The organism is Pedobacter punctiformis (assembly GCF_027213715.1).
Taxonomy (GTDB): domain Bacteria; phylum Bacteroidota; class Bacteroidia; order Sphingobacteriales; family Sphingobacteriaceae; genus Pedobacter; species Pedobacter punctiformis.
Genome location: NZ_JAPWGM010000002.1, coordinates 164,764 through 186,227, shown reverse-complemented (window position 1 = coordinate 186,227; position 21,464 = coordinate 164,764). Strand labels below are relative to the sequence as shown.

Genomic DNA, 21,464 nt, shown 5'->3' with positions numbered 1-21,464 from the left:
AAGTCCGGACACTAATCAATAAAAAATCCGGACTCTAAAGATCTTATCCCAATAAAGATAAGATACTCAAGACTCCGGACGCTTATTAAGTATCGTTATTTACTGAATATCACCATAAGCTTTAAGGATATCTTTAACCAATTTGTGTCTTACCACATCTTCTCCGCTTAAATAAATAATGTCAATTCCTTTTATGCCTTCTAAAATTCTTAAACCATTAAACAATCCAGACATTTGCTTTTTAGGTAAATCGATCTGGGTAACATCACCGGTTACAATAAACTTGGCTGTTGGTCCCATACGTGTTAAAAACATTTTCAACTGCATATCCGTTGCATTTTGTGCCTCATCTAAAATCACAAAGCAGTTATCCAGTGTACGGCCTCGCATAAATGCTAAAGGAGCAATCTCGATGGTACGGTTTTCAATGTAGAATTTAAGTTTTTCAGCAGGAATCATGTCATCCAGGGCATCATAAAGTGGCCTTAAATATGGATCGATTTTTTCCTTTAAATCTCCGGGTAAAAACCCAAGATTTTCTCCGGCCTCAACAGCAGGTCTGGTTAAAATAATCCTTTTAATTTCCTTATTCTTTAAAGCCCTAACCGCCAACGCTACCGCGGTGTAAGTTTTTCCGGTTCCGGCAGGTCCGATTGCAAAAAGAATATCGTTTTTACCAATACTGGTTACCATTTTTCGCTGATTCGCAGTTCTGGCCTTAACCAAAAGTCCGTTTGTACCAAAAACAATTACTTCACCTCCACCACCTGTAGGTTCAGAAACATCTTTTTTTACAACGCCGTTTGACTTTTCACCTAAAATAGATTCAACATCATTATTGGTTAAAGAACTGTACTTTTCGAGTTGGCCAACCAGCTGATTAAATTTCTGTTCAAATGACTTAAGTTCCTGTTCATCACCAAGAACCTTAACATCACTACCTCTCGCTACGATCTTTAATTTAGCAAAAGCGCCTTTAATCATTTCGTAATTTTCGTTGTTCGGCCCCCAGAATTGGGCGGGATTTACGGTATCCAATGTTAATTTTAATTCGTTCAAGCTGTAGTATTTTTTAAGTTTGCAGGCTTATATTTAATTTAAATTTGAATATTTGTAGGCGCTTAGCCTTCTACACAAGATTAAGCATAATTAATGAATTTTTAATGGGTATAATTACTTTAACAACAGATTTAGGTTCAAAAGATTTTTATCAGTCCGCCTTAAAAGGTAGCCTGCTAAGGCTGATGCCAACTGTTAATCTGGTAGATATTACTCACGAGGTTCCCTCCTTCAACATTTCTTATGCGGCATTTGTCTTAAAAAATGCTTATCCATATTTTCCAAAAAACACGGTCCATTTAATAGGAATAGACTCTGTATACAGTGAAAATACAAAATACATTGCTGTAAAACACAAAGATCACTACTTTGTAGGTGCAGATAATGGAATTTTCTCTCTTCTTTTTGATGATGTGCCTGAAGATGTTGTTGAACTAAATATTATGCAGGATTTGAAATATCTTCACTTTCCGCTGGTTGATATTTTTGTAAAAGCCGCTACGCACTTAGCAAAGGGTGGCAAACTTAAAGATATTGGTTTACCTGTAGCAGAGATTGAGCAAAAGATGCTGTTACATCCTGTGATAGAAAAAGATATCATCAGGGGAAGTGTGGTTTACATTGATACTTTTTGCAACGTAATTACCAACATTACCAAAGACCTTTTTACCAGGATACAGAAAAACCGTGATTTTACCTTATACTTTAGAAAAAGTGAAACCATTACTCAATTGAGCTGGCACTATAATGAAGTACAGGAAGGCGAAAAACTTTGCCTGTTTGGCATTAGCAATCACCTTGAAATTGCAATTAATAAAGGTAAAGCAAGTGGTTTGTTAGGTTTGCATTTAGGTGATATTGTACGGGTAGAATTTCACGATTAGAATATAAAGTCTTACTTGATTTAATTAGTTCTTTTCATTTATATAACAGTTTATTATAATTTTTCAATGCACATCTTTTGAAGATTATAAAAACATCTTTCTTACATCCTTGTTTTCTCTACATGAAAAAATTTATTCTAACATTCTGTTTAATTTTTGCTGGCTTATTAGTCTTTGCACAACAGGATACTTCTGCCTATCAAATCCAAAGAACTAAAATAAATTCTTTATTAAATGAACGGAGTGCAAAATTTGGTCAGTATGATCAGAGCCTTAATGAAAAGACGGGAATTTTTGGTTGGCAAACTAAAAAGGATATTAAAAATTCAAATGAAATTTTGAGACAAATTGTATTAAATGACAATGATATTTTTAAAGAATTAAAGATTTTAATGGATTATAAAGACCTGCAAAATCAAAAGGTTGTAGTAGATGCTAATAATTCGGAAGAAAGAATTGAGAATTATATGCGTACCATAAAAAAACTTCAGGATCAAAATACGCAATTGAAAAGCGAGGTTACAGGAAATACGGGATTCAAAAACATTTCAGTGTACATCATCGTATTTCTTATTTTGGTAATGAGCGGGGGAACCTATTTTTTCTATAAAAAACTAAAGAAATATGAAAAGAGCAATTTTTAAAGCTTTAGTTAAAATTAATAAAGCCATTTTACCAAGCCTTTACAAGAAAGATCCTTCTAAATTAAGTACTTTTCAAAAGGCAATATTGGGTTATCGTTATTGGGCATTAACGAATTCATTAAAATAGAAATAAAAAATGCCACAATAAACCTGAAAAAGTTTACCGTGGCAGTATATTATTTTTTAAAATGTTCAATAATTAGGGTTGCCAGTTCAGTACCTATACGCTCCTGAGCTTCGTTAGTTGAAGCACCTATATGTGGCGTTAATGAAATTTTAGGGTGGGTCAAAATTCCGGCCAATGGCGTAGGTTCATTATCAAATACATCTAAACCTGCAAAAGATACTTTTCCTGAATCTAATGCTGCAATTAAGGCTGGTTCGTCAATTGTTCCGCCTCTTGAGCAGTTTACAATTCCAACACCGTTTTTCATTTTCGCAAATTCTGCTTCTCCCAAAATGGGTTTATCTGCAAATGGCGTATGCAAGCTGATAAAATCACTTCCTGCAATTACTTCATCAAGTGAAACTGTTTTAATTGGAATATTAACCGAAATGCCTCCCTGAAAATCTAAGGTAATTTCTGTTTCCAACGGATATAAATCGTATGCCAATACATTCATACCTAAACCTAAAGCAACTTTTGCCGTAGCCCGACCGATACGGCCAAAACCAATTATACCAATTGTTTTGCCACTTAATTCAGTTCCTTTTGCATAAGCTTTTTTAAGGTTGTTAAATTGGGTTGCACCTTCAACTGGCATTTTACGATTCGCATCCTGCAAAAATCTGATACCAGTAAATAAATGAGAAAATACCAATTCAGCTACCGATAGTGATGAAGCAGCGGGTGTATTTACTACAGCAACTCCTTTACTTCGTGCATATTCAACATCAATGTTGTCCATACCTACTCCGCCTCTGCCAATTAATTTAATATTTGGAACGGCATCAATTAACGCTGCCCTAACTTTTGTAGCGCTACGTACAGTAATGGCATCATAGTTTTTTAAAGCTTCGGCTAACTGATCCTGAGGAATTGTTTCTGTATCCACTACAAATCCGGCTTTTTCTAGTAGTTCTTTTCCAATGGGATCTATCCCATCGTTTGCTAATATTTTAATCATTGATTTATTATGATGGCACAAATAATTTAAACCAGGTGCATTTTATCCTGATTTGATTACCTGTGGGTAAAATATAATTTCTTAATTTGATTTTGCTTGTTTTTCTTCGAATAACTGCATGGCATCTACCAAAGCATGTACACTGGTAATTGGCAAAGCATTGTACATTGATGCTCTGAAACCACCAACGCTTCTGTGCCCTTTAATACCCACAATACCTAAATCTTCAGTATATTTTAAAAATGGTTTTTCCAGTTCAGGATTTTCCATTACAAAACAAATATTCATTTTTGAGCGGTCTTCAACAGCACAGGTACCTTTAAATAATGGATTACGGTCTATTTCTCTGTAAAGTGCTTCTGCCTTTTGTTTATTTTCTTTTTCTATTTCGGCAACACCACCTTTTGATTTTAACCAGCGAAGGTTTAGTAAAGCCACATAAATAGAAAAAACCGGCGGAGTATTATACATTGAAGCATTATCAATATGAGATTGATAATTAAGCATAGAAGGAATTTTACGACCTGATTTACCTAAAATTTCATCTTTAACAATTACGATTGTTAAACCAGCCGGACCAACATTTTTTTGTGCGCCTGCATAAATTAAATCGAATTTAGATACATCGATTACACGACTCATAATATCCGAAGACATATCACAAACTATTGACACATTGGTTTTCGGAACTTCGAAAAGCTCAGTACCGTAAATGGTGTTGTTAGAGGTGTAATGGAAATAAGCACTGTCTGCAGGAATTTGATACTCCTTCGGAATAAAAGTATAGTTTGCATCTTTTGAAGAAGCAACAACATTCACATCACCAATAAATTTGGCTTCTTTTAATGCTTTGCTAGCCCAAACACCCGTATCCAGATAACTTGCAGTTTGTCCCTCACCTAATAAATTCATAGGTACCATTGCAAACTGCAAACTTGCACCACCTTGTAAAAATAAAACGGAATAACCCGACGGCACATTTAATAATTCTTTAACCAATTTGTCTGCTTCAGCAACAACGGACTCAAATTCGGTTGTTCTGTGCGAAATTTCTAAAATTGATAATCCATCGTTAAAATCTAAAACTGCCTGTGCGGCTTGTTTAAACACTTCCTGAGGTAAAATACAAGGGCCTGCGCCAAAATTATGCTTCATCTTATTATATAATGTTTTACGCCGTAAATGTAAAATTTTTAAAGCAGTAATACCTATAAAATCGTATCATAAAAAATTAAATTTTGTTAAAAATTAATCAAAAACTGTGGGTTTTATTATCGTTTTTGTAATGACCAGAATCTGTAGGATATAAGCACTAACCAAACCTTACCAAACTACAGAATGAAGCATTTGTTTTGGAGCGTGAAGATACCCCGTTTCTCACTTACCATTCTTCAATTTTACAATCAATTTTAAATTAAACTGCCTTCCGGTTAAATAATTTGGTACCGCATACTGCACATTGTCAACATCCTTTAACCATAAATACGAAACTGTATTGTTGATGTTAAGCATATTAAAAACTTCAAAAAAGAGAATAACCGAACTAAAATTTTTATCCAGAAATTTAGGTTTATGCGAAGCAGCATCGTCCAGAAAATCTTTTGAAAAACCAATATCCACTCTTTTGTAGGAAGGAATATAAAATTTATCCAAATACCGGTCTGTAGATGAAGGACCTATTGGCAATCTAGATCCATAAAGTGCATTTAAATGAACTTTATAAGTTGGGCTGTTTAACAAGCGATCCTGAAAAAATATCGAAAAATTAACTCGCTGATCCGTTGGCCGTTTTAAATAACCGGGGTAAATAATTTTTCCGCTTTCTATGTAACTGTCATTAACAATATCCTCATTAGCATGCATTATGGAAAGCCTGAAATAAGAAACTAAATCTTTAACAAATTCCCCTCCTATGCTAAAATCGGCACCATAAGCATAACCTTTGGATAATTCGTTAGCCAGATATTTTATTCTCAGGTTATCAATTTTGTAAGGAATTAAACGATCAGAATATTTAAAATAAGCCTCAGAAGTAAACTTTAGCCGTGTCCCAAAAGCATCAAAGGCATAATCATAACCAAACGAAGTATTATAGGAGCGCTGTGCCCGCTGATTAACATTTAAAACACCATTAAAATCTCTGATGGTACGGTAAGAAGGCGGTTGCTGATAAACCCCTGCTGTAAACCTAAAAATCTTTTTATTTGAATTTGGCCGGTAAGCAATCAGCATTCTCGGACTGATCAATAACTGTTCACTCAAAGAATTATAATTTGCCCTTGCCCCTAATTGGAGTTCAGCATACTCTGAAAGCGAATAACTATCCTGTATGTAGGCACTGTAATTTTTTATATTAAGGTCATTTTCAGCATGAATTACATTTTGTAAAACAATATTTTTAGAATTGCCGGGGATGATGAAACCTGCAGAATCAGTGTAATTATATTCGTTTAAACGATCATTATATTTAGACTGGTCAAATTTTAGACCCCAGGAAAAAACATGATTGTTAAAATTCTGATCAACTTTAATCTCAGAAGCAAAAACCTTGGTATCCAAGCTATTCCTTCCATAATTATAATAAGATCCAATCCCCTTGTTTTTATTAATCGGGCCAAAAACATCTGATGGAAAAGAATCGTCAACTTCATCAAAAACGTAACTCCCGTCTATGTCAAAGCGCTCTCTTTCTATCGTATTAAAATAGCTGTTGATCAATTTAATAACCAGATTTGGTTTTGGCGTAAAAGTTGCCGTTACCGCAGTTCCGGCGGTTCTATAATCATCAACTTCCCGTCCGGTGTAATCTACATTTAATCTTAACGTTGTATTTAACGTACCAAATTGAGTTTCTCTGTTTTCGGGCACTAGCTTAAACTGTCCCGCATTGAAAAACCCTAAAAAACTGAGGTTAAATTTTGAAGAAAAATCATATTGGTATAACACCTGTGCATCCCCAAAATTGGGATTATAACTTCCTTTCTCATCTTGTTTAATGAGTATATTTGAATTATTTTTATATCGCAGGCCAGCCAGCAAAAAACCATTTTTAAATATTCTTTTAGTTGATATAGATGTATTTAAAAGACTGGTACTTAACACAGTTTGATTACTATCCGGTCTGTCATATTTAATATCTAACACGGAAGAAAGTTTATCGCCGTATTTAGCTTCAAAGCCACCTGCCGAGAATTTTGCCTTACTGACCAAATCAGCATTAATAAAACTTAAACCTTCCTGCTGACCATTTCTAATTAAAATAGGCCGGCTAATTTCGACATCGTTAACGTAAATTAAGTTTTCATCAAAATTCCCACCCCTCACACTATATTGTGCACTCAACTCATTGTTTGTAGATACGCCCGGCAGGGTTTTAAGCATCGTTTCAAAATTGCCTGATACCAAAGGTATATAAGAAACATCGCCTACATTTAAGGTAGTGGTATTGCTGAGCTGGTTTTGTTTATTGGTAATGTTAATTTGCTCTAATTCATTGATATTTGCAGTTAAAACCAGCGATTGATTAATCCTTGCACCCGAACGTTCATTAAATTTTAATGTTTTATGCTGATAACCCAATAAAGAATATTTAATGTTAAAATTCCGGGTTTTGGAATAGATTGTATATGCGCCAAATTCGTCTGTAACAGTAGATTGACCCTGGCCTAGCACTATAACAGTTACCTGCGCAAGAGGTAATTTTTCTTCGCTATAAATAATTCCGGAAATCCTTACTAATGGTTGTCCAAATGCAAAATTGCATCCTGCAAGCAGAAAAAAGAGTAAGAGCCGGAATCTGAGCATGCTTTAAACTAAATATTTATAGCGCTGGCATTTATACTTTTCATTTCAGAAATAGTTTCTGCCGGGTTTTCGGTTACAAAAATTGCATTTCCAGCCACAAAAGCATTAGCGCCTGCCAGTACTAATGTACCAATATTTTGTAAACCTACGCCCCCATCAACTTCAATAATCAGGTTTTCATTTACCCCCTGAATCAAAGCTTTCAAATCCCTGATTTTCTTATAGGTATTTTGAATAAATTGTTGTCCGCCAAAACCAGGATTAACAGACATAATCAATACTAAATCCAAATCGCCAATAATATCTTGTAATAAAGTAACAGGTGTGTGCGGATTTAAAGCCACTCCAGCCTTGCAACCAGCTGCCTTTATCGCCTGCACCGTTCTGTGTAAATGTGTGCAGGCCTCATAATGAACCGTAATGCGATCAGCACCGGCCTTTGCGAAGTCTTCGATATATTTATCTGGTTCTACAATCATTAAATGAACATCTAATGGTTTTGTTGCATATTTTTTAACAGCTGCCATTACGGGAAAGCCAAAAGAAATATTAGGAACAAAAACCCCATCCATAACATCAACATGAAACCAATCTGCTTCACTTTGATTAATCATTTCTACGTCTCTTTGTAAATTGCCGAAATCAGCAGATAAAATGGATGGTGCAATTAAATGTTTCATTCCATAAAGATAAAGAAATAGCGATAAACAAAAAACCTTTCACCTGAGCTTTATCAAATAAGCCAGTTTGCACCTTTAGCTTTATTTTTATAGCATACTAAAGTAAAACAGGAAATCATATTACTTGTTCTTATAACAACAAAACCCCTTTCAGCAAAAACTGAAAGGGGTTTATATTTCTAAAAAACTTAAAAGCTTATGCTTGTGGCGCAGCTGGTTTTTCTGGTCTTGGTAATAAAACTTTACGGGAAAGTTTCATTTTACCTTGTTTATCGATATCTAATAATTTAACTTCGATTTTATCACCTTCTTTCAATACACCATCCATAGTTTCTAAACGTTCCCATGAAATTTCAGAAATGTGTAATAAACCATCTTTACCTGGCATAACTTCAACAAATGCACCAAATGGCATAATTGATTTTACTTTACCCTGGTAAACTTCACCAATTTCTGGTTTAGCTACAATGTTACGAATACGGGTAACGGCTGCGTCAATTGAAGCTTTGTTATCAGCAAAAATTTCTACAATACCTTTACCATCAACTTCTTCGATAGAGATTGAAGCACCCGTTTCACGTTGCATTTCCTGAATAATTTTACCTCCAGGGCCAATAATAGCACCAATAAATTCTTTCTCAATAGTTAAAGAAACAATACGTGGAGCATGTGGTTTATAATCTTCATTTGGCTGACTAATCGTTTTCTTCATCTCATTTAAGATGTGTAAACGACCATCTTTAGCTTGCAATAATGCTTTTGTAAGCACCTCGTAAGATAAACCATTGATTTTTAAGTCCATTTGACAAGCAACGATACCATGTTCAGTACCGGTTACTTTAAAGTCCATATCACCTAAGTGATCTTCATCGCCTAAAATATCAGAAAGGATTGCATATTTACCGGTTTTCTCATCGGTAATTAAACCCATTGCGATACCAGAAACAGGTGATTTAATTTTAATACCTGCATCCATAAGTGCTAATGTACCGGCACAAACTGTTGCCATTGATGATGAACCGTTAGATTCTAAGATATCAGAAACGATACGAATGGTATAAGGATTTGCTTCACCCTGAGGCAATACTTTTTTCAATGAACGTTGCGCCAAAGCACCGTGTCCAATTTCTCTACGTCCAGCGCCTCTGTTTGGTCTTACCTCTCCGGTTGAAAAACCAGGGAAATTATAATGTAATAAGAATTTGTTATATCCATTAAAGAAAGCACCATCAATCATTTGCTCATCATCTTTGCTACCTAAAGTAACAGAGGTAAGTGATTGTGTTTCTCCACGAGTAAATACAGCCGAACCGTGAGCAGCAGGCAAATAACCAACTTCACTCCAGATAGGACGAATTTCAGTCGTTTTACGACCGTCTAAACGGATACCTTCATCTAACAACAGATTTCTAATTGCGTCGTACTGAACATCATGATAATAATGTTTAGCCATTGCTTTAGTTAAATCTGCGGTATCTTCTGGCATTGCTTCAAAGAATTCGTTAATAATGGCTGTGAAACCTTCTTTACGGACATCTTTATTACCACCAGCTTTTGCTACTGCATAAACTTTATCATAAGTATCAGCATAAACTTTAGCTTTTAAATCAGCATCATGGTCTTCGTGGCTATATTCACGTTTTACAGTTTTTCCCGTAGCCTCTGTTAATTCAACTTGAACAGCACATTGAACTTTAATTGCATCGTGTGCAAATTTTAAAGCTTCAACCATTTCATCCTCTTGAATTTCATCACACTCACCTTCAACCATACCTATGTCGTTAGCAGAACCAGCAACCATAAATTCTAAAGTTGCACGCTCTAAATCACTGGCTAATGGGTTGATTACCAATTTACCATCAATTTTAGCAACACGTACTTCAGAAATAGGACCGTTAAAAGGAATATCTGATACTGATAATGCAGCAGAAGCAGCTAAACCAGCTAAACAATCAGGCATTATATTTTTATCAGCAGAAATTAATGAAATCATCACCTGGGTATCAGAGTGATAATCTGACGGGAACATTGGGCGTAAAGCTCTGTCAACCAAACGGGAGATTAAAACCTCGTAATCAGATAATCTTGCTTCACGACGTAAAAATCCACCTGGAATACGGCCTGTGGCAGCATATTTTTCCTGATAATCAACCGATAACGGTAAAAAATCTGTACCAGGTTTAGCGCCAACAGTAGATACAACTGTCGCTAACAACATGGTATCGCCCATTTTTACTACTACTGAACCATCAGCTTGTTTAGCTAATTTACCAGTTTCAATTTCTACAATTCTGCCATCGCCCAAATCGAACGATTTTTTTATTACATTCATTTAAAAAGAATTATGGTGTGTTTTCCTCTTTCTACACACCGGGTTATATATGTTTTTTGTTTTGCAATTTAGATACACTGTAACAGTATATCGGGTATTTATTAACTTTTAAAATGTAAAGCTAACAAAATTAAAAAGCCATTCCCTAAAGAATGGCTCTTGTTGATAAAATTACGCTTATTTTTGTTTAATGATATCTCTTAGCTGTAAAGCTTTGATGATAGCACGATAGCGCTCAATATCTTTTTTGTAAAGGTAAGCCAAGATACCACGGCGTTTACCTACTAGTTTTTGAAGTGACAACTGAGTAGAGAAATCTTTACGATTTTTCTTTAAGTGTTCTGTTAAGTGCGCAATACGGTATGTAAATAACGCTACCTGACCTTCTGCAGAACCAGTATTGGTTTCTACTTCGCCGTGTGTTTTAAAAATTTCGGCTTTCTTTTCTGAACTTAAATACATTCTTGAATAATATTAAAGTGATTTAAAAAATTAATTAATTTGAGTGCAAAGGTACGTTAACTTTTATTTATAAACAAGTGATTATTAATTCAGAACTCAATTAATAATAATTCTGGGATTAGGCTTTGCTTTAACTAATTACACTCCGTTTTTGAAAATGTTCAGATCAAAAATTTAAAGCATTAAACATGTCTAATTCTTTTTATTTATCCGTTCCAACTCCAAAACATCTAATTGATCTTTTGGCCGGTTCGTTGCCTTTTTATTTTCTAAAAGATGATTATAATGTAAGAATCTTACCTTAATTCCATTGATCTCATCAACAGTGGCCATTTTAAAATACTCATTAAATTTTTCTTTTTTCAAGCCGGGAATGTCCGTCATTAAATCAGCATACATTCCATCATCCATCAAAACCTCACAATAACCAGCTATAATGGGCACATCTAATAACATATCGTAGCGCCCATACCCCATTTTATCTATTGCATTAATTAAATTCTGCCTGTTTTCTTTAGTATCCTTTAAATAAATATCCAAATCACCGGTTGTACGATTGTAACCGTATCTGTTTACTGCAAAACCACCAACAATAAGGTAATGCACATCAAACTGCTCAAATGTTTCCAATAATAAGAGCATTTCAGGATTTTCCTTGTCAAAAGACATAACGGTTAAGAGTTTGGGCGACGGATAATAATGCCTTTACCCAGAGGTATTTTTAATGGCTGACCGCCATTCATGGCAATAGAAATGTAATTAAGATGCAACAGGCTAAAAAAGCGTTGCTCAGCTGAACGGTTCAAATAAACACTTTCACGCTCTTCTGCTATTGTTTCGCGTGGAATTGAAATATCATATAGTTTAAGCTTTCCCATTTCATATCAAAGATACGAAAAATGCAATTAATACTTGACAATGCAAATATTAAATACTTTAATTTGCATAAAACATTTTACCTTGGAAAAAAATCAATATAGTATTTTTGAAAGCGAATTACGTGTCCGTCCTGATGATATCGATATGTTTAATCATGTACATAACAGTAAATATCTGGATTATGTACTTGCAGCCCGTTATGAACAAATGGAAAAATTCTATGGAATGCCCTGGGAACATTTTACAAAGCAGAATTTAGGTTGGGTAGTTAGCCGTGTTGACATTAGCTTTAAACGTCCTTTATTAATGAACGATTTAATGTTAATCAGAACAGGAATATTAACCATGCATGAAAAAGGTTGCGCTGTTCAATTTGAAATTATTAACAAAAAAACAAATAAAGTAGCTTCTGATGGTATCTTTGATTATGTTTTAATTGATTTAACAACAAGCCGGGGAACTAAAGTTTCAGCGGAAATGATCAAAGCATATAGTATTTAAAAATGCTTCCATTGGTTAGGAAGAAAGTTAATCACTTTCAGAAATTCGTCATCAAAACTTGGCAATTAAAAAAAATATCTATATTTGCCTCAACATTAAGACCATAGCGATGATAGTATCTGCAATCCGTTTGAGGTTCTAACTAACCGAGGATTCCTCCTTTTCAAATTTTAATTATGCATTTTTACTAATGCATACTGGTCTATTTCACACATTTTTATTTTTTTTTATGTCACAGTCAGTAAAGACACAGGGCAAACTATCTTCTTTTTTTGATGTGCTGATGCAATCGTTAAAAGGTCACGAAGTTGACTTAACTTCAATAGATATAAACAGAGCCATTATTTTATTAGCTATCCCAATGATGCTTGAAATGGCCATGGAATCTGTTTTTGCATTAGTCGATCTGTATTTTGTAGGTCACTTGAAAAATAGCAGCCATGCTATCCAAACCGTAGGATTAACAGAGTCGGTTTTAACCATTATTTATTCATTAGCAATAGGCTTGAGTATGGCCGCCACCGCTGTAGTTGCACGCCGCATTGGCGAAAAAAACCCGGAAGCTGCCGGTAAAGCGGGTATGCAAACCGTTGTAATTGCGGTCATTATCAATTTAATTATAAGCATATCAGGTTTATTTTATGCCAGAGAAATTTTGATGTTGATGGGTGCATCGGCAGAAACAGCTGACCATGGAACTACATTTGTTCGCATTATGATGGGTGGAAGCATCATTATTGTATTGTTATTTTTAATTAACGGTATTTTTAGAGGTGCGGGCAATGCAGCCATCGCCATGCGTAGTTTATGGATAGCTAATATTGCAAATATAATCCTCTGCCCTATTTTTATTAATGGATTTGGGCCTGTTCCGGCATTTGGATTAACAGGTGCAGCTATTGCAACAAGTATTGGGCGTGGATTGGGCGTAAGCTACCAGATTTATCATTTATTTAATGGTAAAAATGCCCTGAAGATCAAATTGGGCTTTTTAGTTCCGGAGTGGGAACAAATAAAAGCCATAATAAAAATTGCTGCTCCTGGTGTTTTACAATTTGTTATTGCTAGCTGCAGCTGGGTATTTTTGGCTCAATTAGTTGCAACAACTGGTGGAGATCATGGATCAGCGGGTTATCAGACAGCACTCAGGCTAATGATGTTTTTTATGCTTCCGGCATGGGGTTTAAGTAATGCGGCAGCAACACTGGTTGGGCAAAATTTAGGCGCAGGGCATATTGACCGGGCAGAAAAATCAGTATTTCAAACGATGAAGTATACAATTATTTTTATGGCGGTGGTGAGTGTATTATTCTTAACCTGTGGCCATTTGTTTGCCGCATTTTTTACTCAGGATAAACTTGTAATTGACGTTGCATCAAAAGCTTTACGAATTTTAAGTTGCGGCTTTATTATTTACGGAATGGGTATGGTTTTAACCAGCGCTTTTAATGGTGCCGGAGATACCTGGACACCAACAAAAATTAATGTTTTTGCATTTTGGATATTCCAGATTCCTTTTGCTTATTTCTTAGCTAAATATATGGAATTTGGACCTACAGGTGTTTTTATTGCCATACCAACGGCCGAAGTGGGAATTACTATTGCTGCTTATATTCTTTTTAAACGGGGTGAATGGAAGAAAACTCTGGTTTAGTAGTGATTAAGATAAAATCCGCCATTTCTAAATGAGATGGCGGATTTTTTTATTGCCCTAATTTCATTAGCCGGACTAAACAGTCAATAGCGCTTACATCAAAACTTATTCAAAATAATGGCAGGAACAGGTGTTTTAATCTAGTCTATAAAACAAGCGTTGCTTTACAAAGCCCAATTAAATAGAGCATTTTTTTCTCCCTTAAAATTTACCTTAAAAAAGCTATCTTTGCGCAAAGATGAAGCATATACGTAATTTTTGCATTATTGCACATATTGACCACGGTAAAAGTACTCTGGCCGATAGGTTATTAGAATACACCGAGACAATTTCGAAGCGTGAAGCGCAAGCACAATTGCTCGATAACATGGATTTGGAGCGTGAGAGAGGCATAACGATTAAAAGTCATGCCATACAAATGAACTATAAAGTTGGTGGAATTGAATATAATTTCAACCTGATTGATACGCCCGGACACGTAGATTTTTCTTACGAAGTTTCACGTTCTATCGCGGCTTGTGAAGGCGCTTTATTAATTGTCGATGCTTCACAAGGAATACAGGCACAAACCATTTCGAATTTATACCTGGCTTTAGAGCACGACCTGGAGATTATTCCAATTTTAAATAAAATGGATTTGCCTGGTGCAATGCCTGAAGAAGTTAAAGATCAGATTATTGATTTGATTGGCTGTAAACGGGAAGATATTATTCCTGCTTCCGGTAAAACCGGAATGGGAATCCCTGATATTATCCAGGCTATTGTAGATCGTGTACCTGCTCCTGTTGGCAACCCTGATGGCGAATTACAAGCTTTAATCTTCGATTCTGTATTTAACTCTTTTAGAGGAATTATTGCTTATTATAAAGTAGTTAATGGCGAAATTAAAAAGGGAGACAAAGTAAAATTCATCAATACCGGAAAGCAATATTTAGCGGACGAGGTTGGTGTATTAAAACTGGATATGTCACCACGAAATGTGGTAAAAACAGGTGATGTAGGTTATATTATATCTGGAATTAAAGAAGCCCGTGAGGTAAAAGTTGGTGATACCATAACAACTGTCGATCGCCCGGCTGCTGATGCAATTCAAGGTTTTGAAGAGGTTAAACCGATGGTTTTTGCAGGTATTTACCCTGTTGATACGGATGAATTTGAGGAGCTTCGCGAAGCTATGCACAAATTGCAGTTAAACGATGCTTCCATTGTTTTTGAGCCGGAAAGCTCTGCGGCACTAGGCTTTGGCTTCCGTTGTGGTTTCTTAGGCATGCTGCACATGGAAATTATCCAGGAACGTTTAGAACGGGAGTTCGATATGACAGTAATTACCACTGTTCCCAACGTATCATATGTGGCCCATACAACTAAGGGAGATGAAATTATTGTAAACAACCCTTCTGATTTACCGGATCCAAGCAAACTCGACTCTGTTGAAGAACCTTATATTAAAGCCAATATTATTACCAAGGCAGAATTTGTTGGCCCGGTAATGTCACTGTGTATTCAAAAAAGAGGTATCATCGTAAATCAATCTTACTTAACGTCAGATCGTGTTGAACTCGTTTTTGAAATGCCAATGGGCGAAATCGTATTTGACTTTTATGATAAGCTAAAAACAATTTCTAAAGGTTATGCTTCATTTGATTATCACCAGGTTGGTTATCGTAAATCTGATTTGGTCAGATTGGATATGTTACTGAATGATGAACCTGTTGATGCTTTATCATCGTTAATACACCGTAGCAATGCTTACGATTTCGGAAAGAAAATATGTGAGAAATTAAGAGAATTAATCCCTCGTCAGCAATTCGAAATTAAAATTCAGGCTTCCATTGGTGCCAAAGTTATTGCCCGCGAAACTCTTAGTGCTTTACGTAAAGATGTGACTGCCAAATGTTACGGTGGTGATATTTCACGTAAACGTAAATTACTTGAAAAACAGAAAAAGGGTAAAAAACGTATGCGCCAGGTTGGAAATGTAGAAATTCCGCAAACGGCATTTATGGCAGTTTTGAAATTAGATTAAAAAATTAGATTTTAGAGCATAGATATGAGGTTTAAAGTTTCAGCTTTTGTTCTCATATCGTAACTTTAATTTCTCTATATATAGTACAATGCAATTACTCAACGGAAAATACGTATCAGAAAAAGTTAAACTTCAAATTGCTGAAGAAGCTGCAGATTTCTTAAAAAGCAGTGGCCGCAAACCTCATTTAGTTGCCATTTTAGTTGGTAATGATGGTGGAAGCGAAACTTATGTAGCAAGCAAGATGAAAAATTGTGAAAAAGTTGGCTTTAAATCTTCGTTGTACAGATATGATCATACGGTTACGGAAGCTGAGTTATTGCAAAAAATTGAAGAAATAAATCAGGATGCAGACGTAGATGGATTAATTGTCCAGCTACCTCTTCCAAAACACATCGACCCTGAAAAAATTACTGAAAAAATCGATTACCGTAAAGATGTTGATGGCTTTCATCCGGTAAATTTAGGTCGGATGATGCGTAATTTGCCATGTTTCATTCCGGCTACGCCTTATGGGATTTTACTGATGTTGCAAGCCTATAATATTGATACCACCGGAAAACATTGTGTAGTGGTGGGCCGAAGCAATATTGTAGGTAGCCCAATGAGTATTTTAATGGCCCGTAATGCAAATCCTGGTAATTGTACGGTAACACTTACCCATTCCAGAACCAAAGACCTTACAGCACAAATTTTACAGGCCGATATTATCATCGCTGCCATTGGTAAAAAGAATTTTGTTACAGCTGATATGGTTAAACATGGTGCTATTATTATCGATGTTGGTATTAACCGCGAAACATCGACGGAAACAAAATCAGGCTATAAATTATTTGGTGATGTAGATTTTGAAAATGTAGCACCAAAATCATCTTATATTACACCTGTTCCGGGTGGTGTTGGCCTAATGACAATCGTTGGTTTGTTAAAAAATACCCTGGCCTCTGCAAGAAAAGACATTTACCCTTAGACAAGAAACTTTATAAGAATAATTTAAATTATACGTGTTAAAAATTAAAACACCACGTATAATTTTGTATATTTGAGTATAATCTAAGAAGATGGATACCAAATTAACATTAAGTTTTAATCAGGAAGTTGTAAATAAGGCTAAAAAATATGCTGCTGATCATAATATCAGCTTGTCTCGCCTCATTGAACATCTTTTAACACAGGTAACTTCCAACGAGTACAAATCACTGGAGGAATATCCTATTTCTGATTGGGTAAGTATGGTTGCCGAAGGTGAAGTAGAATATAGAAAAACACCGAAGCCATCCCGAAAAGCCTCTAAAGATGAATTTTTTTCTTCTAAAAAGTAATTGATGTTAAAGATTTTTTTAGATGCTAATGTTTTAGTTTCTGTTCTGAATAAGGAATATCCGCTATTTACTTATTCTTCGAGAATTTTAAGTCTGGCCTCTCATCCAAAATTTGAGGTTTATACCTCTCCTCTTTGCCTTGCAATTGCCTTTTATTTTGCAGAAAAAAAGCAGAATGCTCAAATGGCTAAACAAAAGATAGATTTACTTTGTAAACATATTAAAATAGCTGAAAACTCTATGCACGGTGTTCATCATACTTTAATTAATAAGGCTATACACGATTTTGAAGATGGTTTGGAATATTATGCTGCACAAGAGAAAGGCTGTAAATGTATTATAACTGAAGATATTGAAGATTTTTATTTTTCTGATATTCAGGTTTTAAATTGTCAGAGCTTTTTTAAACAATATCTGTCTGTTTAAGACCAAAGTTTACTCCACCAGCTTTCTTCAAAACCAATATAAAGCCCATCTTCCCTTATTTCTGTTGGATAAATATTAATGTAATCGCCTTGTCCTTCAATGCCTCTCCCTGTTTTTAGACTATACTCATAACGGTGAACAGGGCAGATTAAATTTCCATTTTTACACCAGCCTCCGCTAAAATGACCGCCAGCATGCGGGCAATAAGCCTGAGTTGCAAAAAGTTGTCCACCTTCTTTAATAATACAAATTTGTTTTCCTTCCACTTTAATCACCTGAATGGAATCTCCCTTGGAAATTTGAAAATTATTTAAAGCTTTAAACCAGCGCATTTCTTTAAAATTTTAGATGAATATTTATTTGTTTCTTCATCTAAGGGTTATTTTTCACTAAGATAAAGTTTTACACCGATTTTTTTAGGATATTTGCAACCTCAAAAATGAAACAGGACATACCAGAAGACGGCACATTACTTCCTTTAATGGAAGAATTTTACACCATACAGGGCGAAGGATTTAACACAGGTAAGGCGGCATATTTTATTCGCCTGGGCGGCTGTGATGTAGGTTGCCATTGGTGTGATGTTAAAGAGAGCTGGGACGCGGAGATGCACCCACTCACACCTGCTGATGTAATTGTAGAAAATGCAAAAAAATATCCGGGAAAAGCTGTTGTAATTACGGGCGGCGAGCCCTTAATTTACAACTTAGATTATCTTACCTCCAAATTACAAGCTGAAGGAATTTTAACTTTTATTGAAACTTCTGGCGCTTACCCTCTATCCGGTAACTGGGACTGGATTTGTTTATCTCCTAAAAAATTTAAAGCACCAAGACCAGATATCACGCCGTTTGCAAACGAATTAAAGGTTATTGTTTTTAATAAAAGTGATTTCAAATGGGCAGAAGAATATGCTCAATCTGTTTCAGCGGGTTGCAAACTTTACCTGCAGCCAGAGTGGTCTAAATCAAAGGAAATGACGCCTTTAATTATAGATTACGTAATGGCTAATCCAAAATGGGAGATTTCTTTACAAACACACAAATTTTTAAATATTCCTTAAATAGTTTACATTAGCTTTGATAACCAAATGTTAATGTAATGAAACATGGCTTAATCATTTTATTTAGCATACTGAGCATTTATTGCTTTGGACAAAACCCATCGAATAAAAAAGCTCAAAATCTTTTTGAAAAAGCCAGTCCTTTTATTCAGAAACAAGATTATCCTGCTGCTGCTCAATTGTTGGAAAGTGCTGTACAAGCCGATCCTCAATTTCAAACCGCATTAATTGTTTTAGGAGATGTATATCGCATTCAGAAAAAATATGCTGAAGCCAAAGCCAATTATCAAAAGGCGATAAACATTAATAAAAATGTTTTGCCGGAGGTTATTTTTAATCTGGCTCAAATGGAATTTGCTACAGCCGAATATGTAAAAGCCAAACAACATTTTGAACAATTTATACCTCTTGATAAATCGGCTGAACGAAATAAAAAGGCAAAAAAATATCTTTTAGACTGTGATTTTGCAGTTGAAGCCATTAAAAAACCCGTAAAATATATCCCTAAAAATCTTGGAGAAGGTGTAAACACAACAAATGCAGAGTATTTTCCAGCCTTAACAGCTGATGGAGAAACCCTGATCTTTACAAGGCAAATTAATGGGAATGAAGATTTTTGGACATCACAATTCAAAAACAACGAATGGAATACAGCTACCCCACTTTCCAATAAAATAAATACAGCAAAATATAATGAAGGTGCCCAAACGATATCGCCTGATGGTAAATATTTATTTTTTACGGGCTGTAACCGCCCTGATGGATTAGGAAGATGTGACATTTATGTTTCTCATCGCGAAGGTGCAGATTGGGGTGAACCTTACAACATTGGAAGCCCTGTGAATTCCGAATATTGGGAATCTCAGCCTGCCATTAGCCCTGATGGAAGCACACTTTATTTTGTTAGTAACCGGCCAGGTGGTGCTGGTGGATATGACATATGGAAAAGCACCATTACAGCGGATGCAAAATGGGGACCGGCCATAAACCTGGGTCCTGAGATTAATACACCATTTGATGAAAATACACCTTTTCTTCACGCGGACGGCAAAACTTTATATTTTTCATCGGATGGCTGGCCCGGATTTGGCAATAAAGACATTTACTACAGCAGATTAGATGATACAGAGAAATGGCAAAAACCAATTAATGTAGGCTATCCGATAAACTCTTTCGAAGATGAAAGTGGCCTGGTGGTTAGTGCCGATGGCAATTTAGGTTTCTTTTCTTCTAATTTAAAAGATGGATATGGTGCACAGGATATTTATAGCTTTGGTATTCCTGAACGGGCCCGGCCATTAAAAATAAGTTATGTGAAGGGCATTGTTAAAGATAAAGACAGCCAGAAAACAATTGAAAGTAACGTACAGGTAGTTGATTTAAAAACAAATAAAACGGTTTTTGATGATTATACCGACCCAACAACCGGGAGCTTTTTGGCCGTTATGCCTGTTGGTAGTAATTATCTATTCAATGTAAATGCGGAGGGTTATATGTTCTATTCAGAAAACTTTGAATTAAAAGCCGGTGATATTAATAAACCTTATCAAATTGAAGTTTACATTGAAAAAATTAAAGCTGGCGGTAATGTGACTCTAAAAAATATATTTTTCGATACGAATAAATACAACCTTTTACCTGCATCAATAAAAGAGCTGGAAGTTTTAATTACTTTTTTAAATGATAATCCAACTGTTGAAATTGAAATTCAGGGGCACACAGATAATGTTGGAGATGATAAATTGAATGAAAAATTATCTTTCAACAGAGCTAATGCCGTTTATGTATATCTTATCAAAAATAATATTGAAGCTAAAAGACTTACTTTTAAAGGTTTTGGTGCCAGCAAACCTATTGCCGATAACAAAACGGAACTGGGCAGAAAGAATAACCGCAGAACATCATTTGTAATTACGAAGGTTTAAATATTTTACTTTTTAAGGCTAAATGGATAAATAATGTCATCTATTTCGACAAACAAACTATCTTTATTTTTCTTTTCGAGTACATAAACTGCAGATTCCCAATTTTGTGCTAAAGATGCCATACCAGAAGCTACCTCTCCCAATCGTTTTGATTGCAGTTTGATTACATGCTTATTATTTTTGATTCCGTCATCCAAAACTTTATCAAAATATAGTGCTTGTCCCGTATTATTTACTTCGCCTAACACTACCATGGCTGCTTTTGGGTGTGATACAATGAGCACTAAATTTTTATCAAAATCTATAGAATTCACCTGAGCAGAATAATCTTCCTGATTTGCTTTAAATCTTTTTTCGGTATAATCATTAATAACATTGGTTAATTCTGTTGCATTTACAACAGGCAAAAATGCAATGTCCTCATAAAATGGTAATTCTTCTTTTTCACCAGACTGAATCTGTAAAGCCTTGTCCTCTCCGGCTTTTTTAGCATTATTCAACAATACCTGGTTCATTGTATTGGTCAAATCTCTCATTCTGTCATTACCTGGTCTTAGCGAAGTTTGAAAACTAAAACTTTGCTTTACCTCAGCAGGACCATTACATGAAGATAAAAGACAGATTATCAATAAAACAACGTAGTTGGCATTTTTCATGGCTTTATAGTTCATACCTT

The 21,464-nt window shown here is 35.2% G+C and carries 22 protein-coding genes; 11 read left to right on the top strand and 11 right to left on the bottom strand.

The window, feature by feature from the left end:
• Positions 1 to 99 precede the first annotated feature (99 nt).
• Entirely contained in the window at positions 100 to 1,059 is a 960-nt protein-coding gene (locus O0955_RS06610; protein ID WP_269426752.1) for a PhoH family protein, read from the bottom strand.
• Positions 1,060 to 1,163: 104 nt separating this feature from the next.
• Here O0955_RS06610 and O0955_RS06605 point away from each other — a divergent pair, with 104 nt between their 5' ends.
• The 3 genes from O0955_RS06605 (at position 1,164) to O0955_RS06595 (ending at position 2,714) form a co-directional block, all read left to right on the top strand.
• A complete protein-coding gene (locus O0955_RS06605) occupies positions 1,164 to 1,943 on the top strand; it encodes an SAM hydrolase/SAM-dependent halogenase family protein (protein WP_269426751.1) in 780 nt (259 codons plus the stop codon).
• 122 nt (positions 1,944 to 2,065) lie between these two features.
• Positions 2,066 to 2,587, top strand: coding sequence for a hypothetical protein (locus O0955_RS06600; RefSeq protein ID WP_269426750.1), 522 nt, complete (start codon positions 2,066 to 2,068; stop codon positions 2,585 to 2,587).
• Entirely contained in the window at positions 2,568 to 2,714 is a 147-nt protein-coding gene (locus O0955_RS06595) for a hypothetical protein (RefSeq protein WP_269426749.1), read from the top strand. The genes O0955_RS06600 and O0955_RS06595 overlap by 20 nt, the downstream gene beginning before the upstream one ends.
• Positions 2,715 to 2,763: 49 nt before the next feature.
• On the opposite strand, the gene O0955_RS06590 is transcribed toward O0955_RS06595, so the two are convergent.
• From O0955_RS06590 to O0955_RS06555, 8 genes are all read right to left on the bottom strand, one after another.
• Entirely contained in the window at positions 2,764 to 3,714 is a 951-nt protein-coding gene (locus O0955_RS06590) for a D-2-hydroxyacid dehydrogenase (RefSeq protein ID WP_269426747.1), read from the bottom strand.
• Positions 3,715 to 3,795: 81 nt separating this feature from the next.
• A complete protein-coding gene (gene serC, locus O0955_RS06585; RefSeq protein ID WP_269426746.1) occupies positions 3,796 to 4,869 on the bottom strand; it encodes a 3-phosphoserine/phosphohydroxythreonine transaminase in 1,074 nt (357 codons plus the stop codon).
• 222 nt (positions 4,870 to 5,091) lie between these two features.
• A complete protein-coding gene (locus tag O0955_RS06580) occupies positions 5,092 to 7,518 on the bottom strand; it encodes a TonB-dependent receptor (RefSeq protein ID WP_269426745.1) in 2,427 nt (808 codons plus the stop codon).
• Between the two features lie 8 nt (positions 7,519 to 7,526).
• A complete protein-coding gene (gene rpe / locus O0955_RS06575; protein ID WP_269426744.1) occupies positions 7,527 to 8,198 on the bottom strand; it encodes a ribulose-phosphate 3-epimerase in 672 nt (223 codons plus the stop codon).
• 196 nt (positions 8,199 to 8,394) lie between these two features.
• Positions 8,395 to 10,530: a polyribonucleotide nucleotidyltransferase gene (pnp, locus tag O0955_RS06570; protein ID WP_269426743.1), complete on the bottom strand. Its 2,136-nt coding sequence runs from the start codon at positions 10,528 to 10,530 to the stop codon at positions 8,395 to 8,397.
• Between the two features lie 177 nt (positions 10,531 to 10,707).
• Positions 10,708 to 10,992 carry a 30S ribosomal protein S15 gene (gene rpsO, locus O0955_RS06565; RefSeq protein ID WP_269426742.1) on the bottom strand — a complete coding sequence of 95 codons (285 nt, stop codon included), beginning with the start codon at positions 10,990 to 10,992 and terminating at the stop codon, positions 10,708 to 10,710.
• Positions 10,993 to 11,184: 192 nt separating this feature from the next.
• Positions 11,185 to 11,661, bottom strand: a complete 477-nt coding sequence (locus tag O0955_RS06560; protein ID WP_269426741.1) for a hypothetical protein — start codon at positions 11,659 to 11,661, stop codon at positions 11,185 to 11,187.
• A gap of 5 nt (positions 11,662 to 11,666) precedes the next feature.
• The gene (locus O0955_RS06555) at positions 11,667 to 11,870 is read right to left on the bottom strand and encodes a hypothetical protein (RefSeq protein ID WP_269426740.1); all 204 of its coding nucleotides are present in this window, start codon (positions 11,868 to 11,870) and stop codon (positions 11,667 to 11,669) included.
• An 82-nt stretch (positions 11,871 to 11,952) separates the two neighbouring features.
• On the opposite strand from O0955_RS06555, the gene O0955_RS06550 reads away from it, so the two are divergent.
• The 6 genes from O0955_RS06550 (at position 11,953) to O0955_RS06525 (ending at position 17,800) form a co-directional block, all read left to right on the top strand.
• Positions 11,953 to 12,372, top strand: a complete 420-nt coding sequence (locus O0955_RS06550; RefSeq protein WP_269426739.1) for an acyl-CoA thioesterase — start codon at positions 11,953 to 11,955, stop codon at positions 12,370 to 12,372.
• 229 nt (positions 12,373 to 12,601) lie between these two features.
• Positions 12,602 to 14,026, top strand: coding sequence for an MATE family efflux transporter (locus O0955_RS06545; protein WP_269426738.1), 1,425 nt, complete (start codon positions 12,602 to 12,604; stop codon positions 14,024 to 14,026).
• A gap of 238 nt (positions 14,027 to 14,264) precedes the next feature.
• Entirely contained in the window at positions 14,265 to 16,052 is a 1,788-nt protein-coding gene (gene lepA / locus O0955_RS06540) for a translation elongation factor 4 (protein ID WP_269426737.1), read from the top strand.
• An 88-nt stretch (positions 16,053 to 16,140) separates the two neighbouring features.
• Positions 16,141 to 17,022: a bifunctional 5,10-methylenetetrahydrofolate dehydrogenase/5,10-methenyltetrahydrofolate cyclohydrolase gene (locus O0955_RS06535; protein ID WP_269426736.1), complete on the top strand. Its 882-nt coding sequence runs from the start codon at positions 16,141 to 16,143 to the stop codon at positions 17,020 to 17,022.
• Positions 17,023 to 17,113: 91 nt separating this feature from the next.
• Positions 17,114 to 17,374, top strand: a complete 261-nt coding sequence (locus O0955_RS06530; protein ID WP_269426735.1) for a DUF6364 family protein — start codon at positions 17,114 to 17,116, stop codon at positions 17,372 to 17,374.
• A 3-nt stretch (positions 17,375 to 17,377) separates the two neighbouring features.
• Positions 17,378 to 17,800 carry a PIN domain-containing protein gene (locus tag O0955_RS06525; RefSeq protein WP_269426734.1) on the top strand — a complete coding sequence of 141 codons (423 nt, stop codon included), beginning with the start codon at positions 17,378 to 17,380 and terminating at the stop codon, positions 17,798 to 17,800.
• Here the strand turns inward: O0955_RS06525 and O0955_RS06520 are convergent.
• On the bottom strand, positions 17,797 to 18,132 hold the full coding sequence (locus O0955_RS06520) for a Rieske (2Fe-2S) protein (RefSeq protein ID WP_269426733.1): 336 nt from the start codon (positions 18,130 to 18,132) through the stop codon (positions 17,797 to 17,799). The two genes, O0955_RS06525 and O0955_RS06520, sit on opposite strands and share 4 nt — an antisense overlap.
• Positions 18,133 to 18,239: 107 nt before the next feature.
• On the opposite strand from O0955_RS06520, the gene O0955_RS06515 reads away from it, so the two are divergent.
• Positions 18,240 to 18,863 (top strand): 7-carboxy-7-deazaguanine synthase QueE, encoded by a 624-nt coding sequence (locus O0955_RS06515; RefSeq protein WP_269426732.1) that lies wholly within the window; start codon positions 18,240 to 18,242, stop codon positions 18,861 to 18,863.
• A gap of 38 nt (positions 18,864 to 18,901) precedes the next feature.
• Positions 18,902 to 20,788: an OmpA family protein gene (locus tag O0955_RS06510; RefSeq protein WP_269426731.1), complete on the top strand. Its 1,887-nt coding sequence runs from the start codon at positions 18,902 to 18,904 to the stop codon at positions 20,786 to 20,788.
• Between the two features lie 5 nt (positions 20,789 to 20,793).
• Here O0955_RS06510 and O0955_RS06505 read toward each other — a convergent pair whose 3' ends face one another.
• Complete coding sequence (locus O0955_RS06505) at positions 20,794 to 21,459, bottom strand: hypothetical protein (protein ID WP_269426730.1); 666 nt, start codon at positions 21,457 to 21,459, stop codon at positions 20,794 to 20,796.
• Between the last annotated feature and the right edge of the window lie 5 nt (positions 21,460 to 21,464).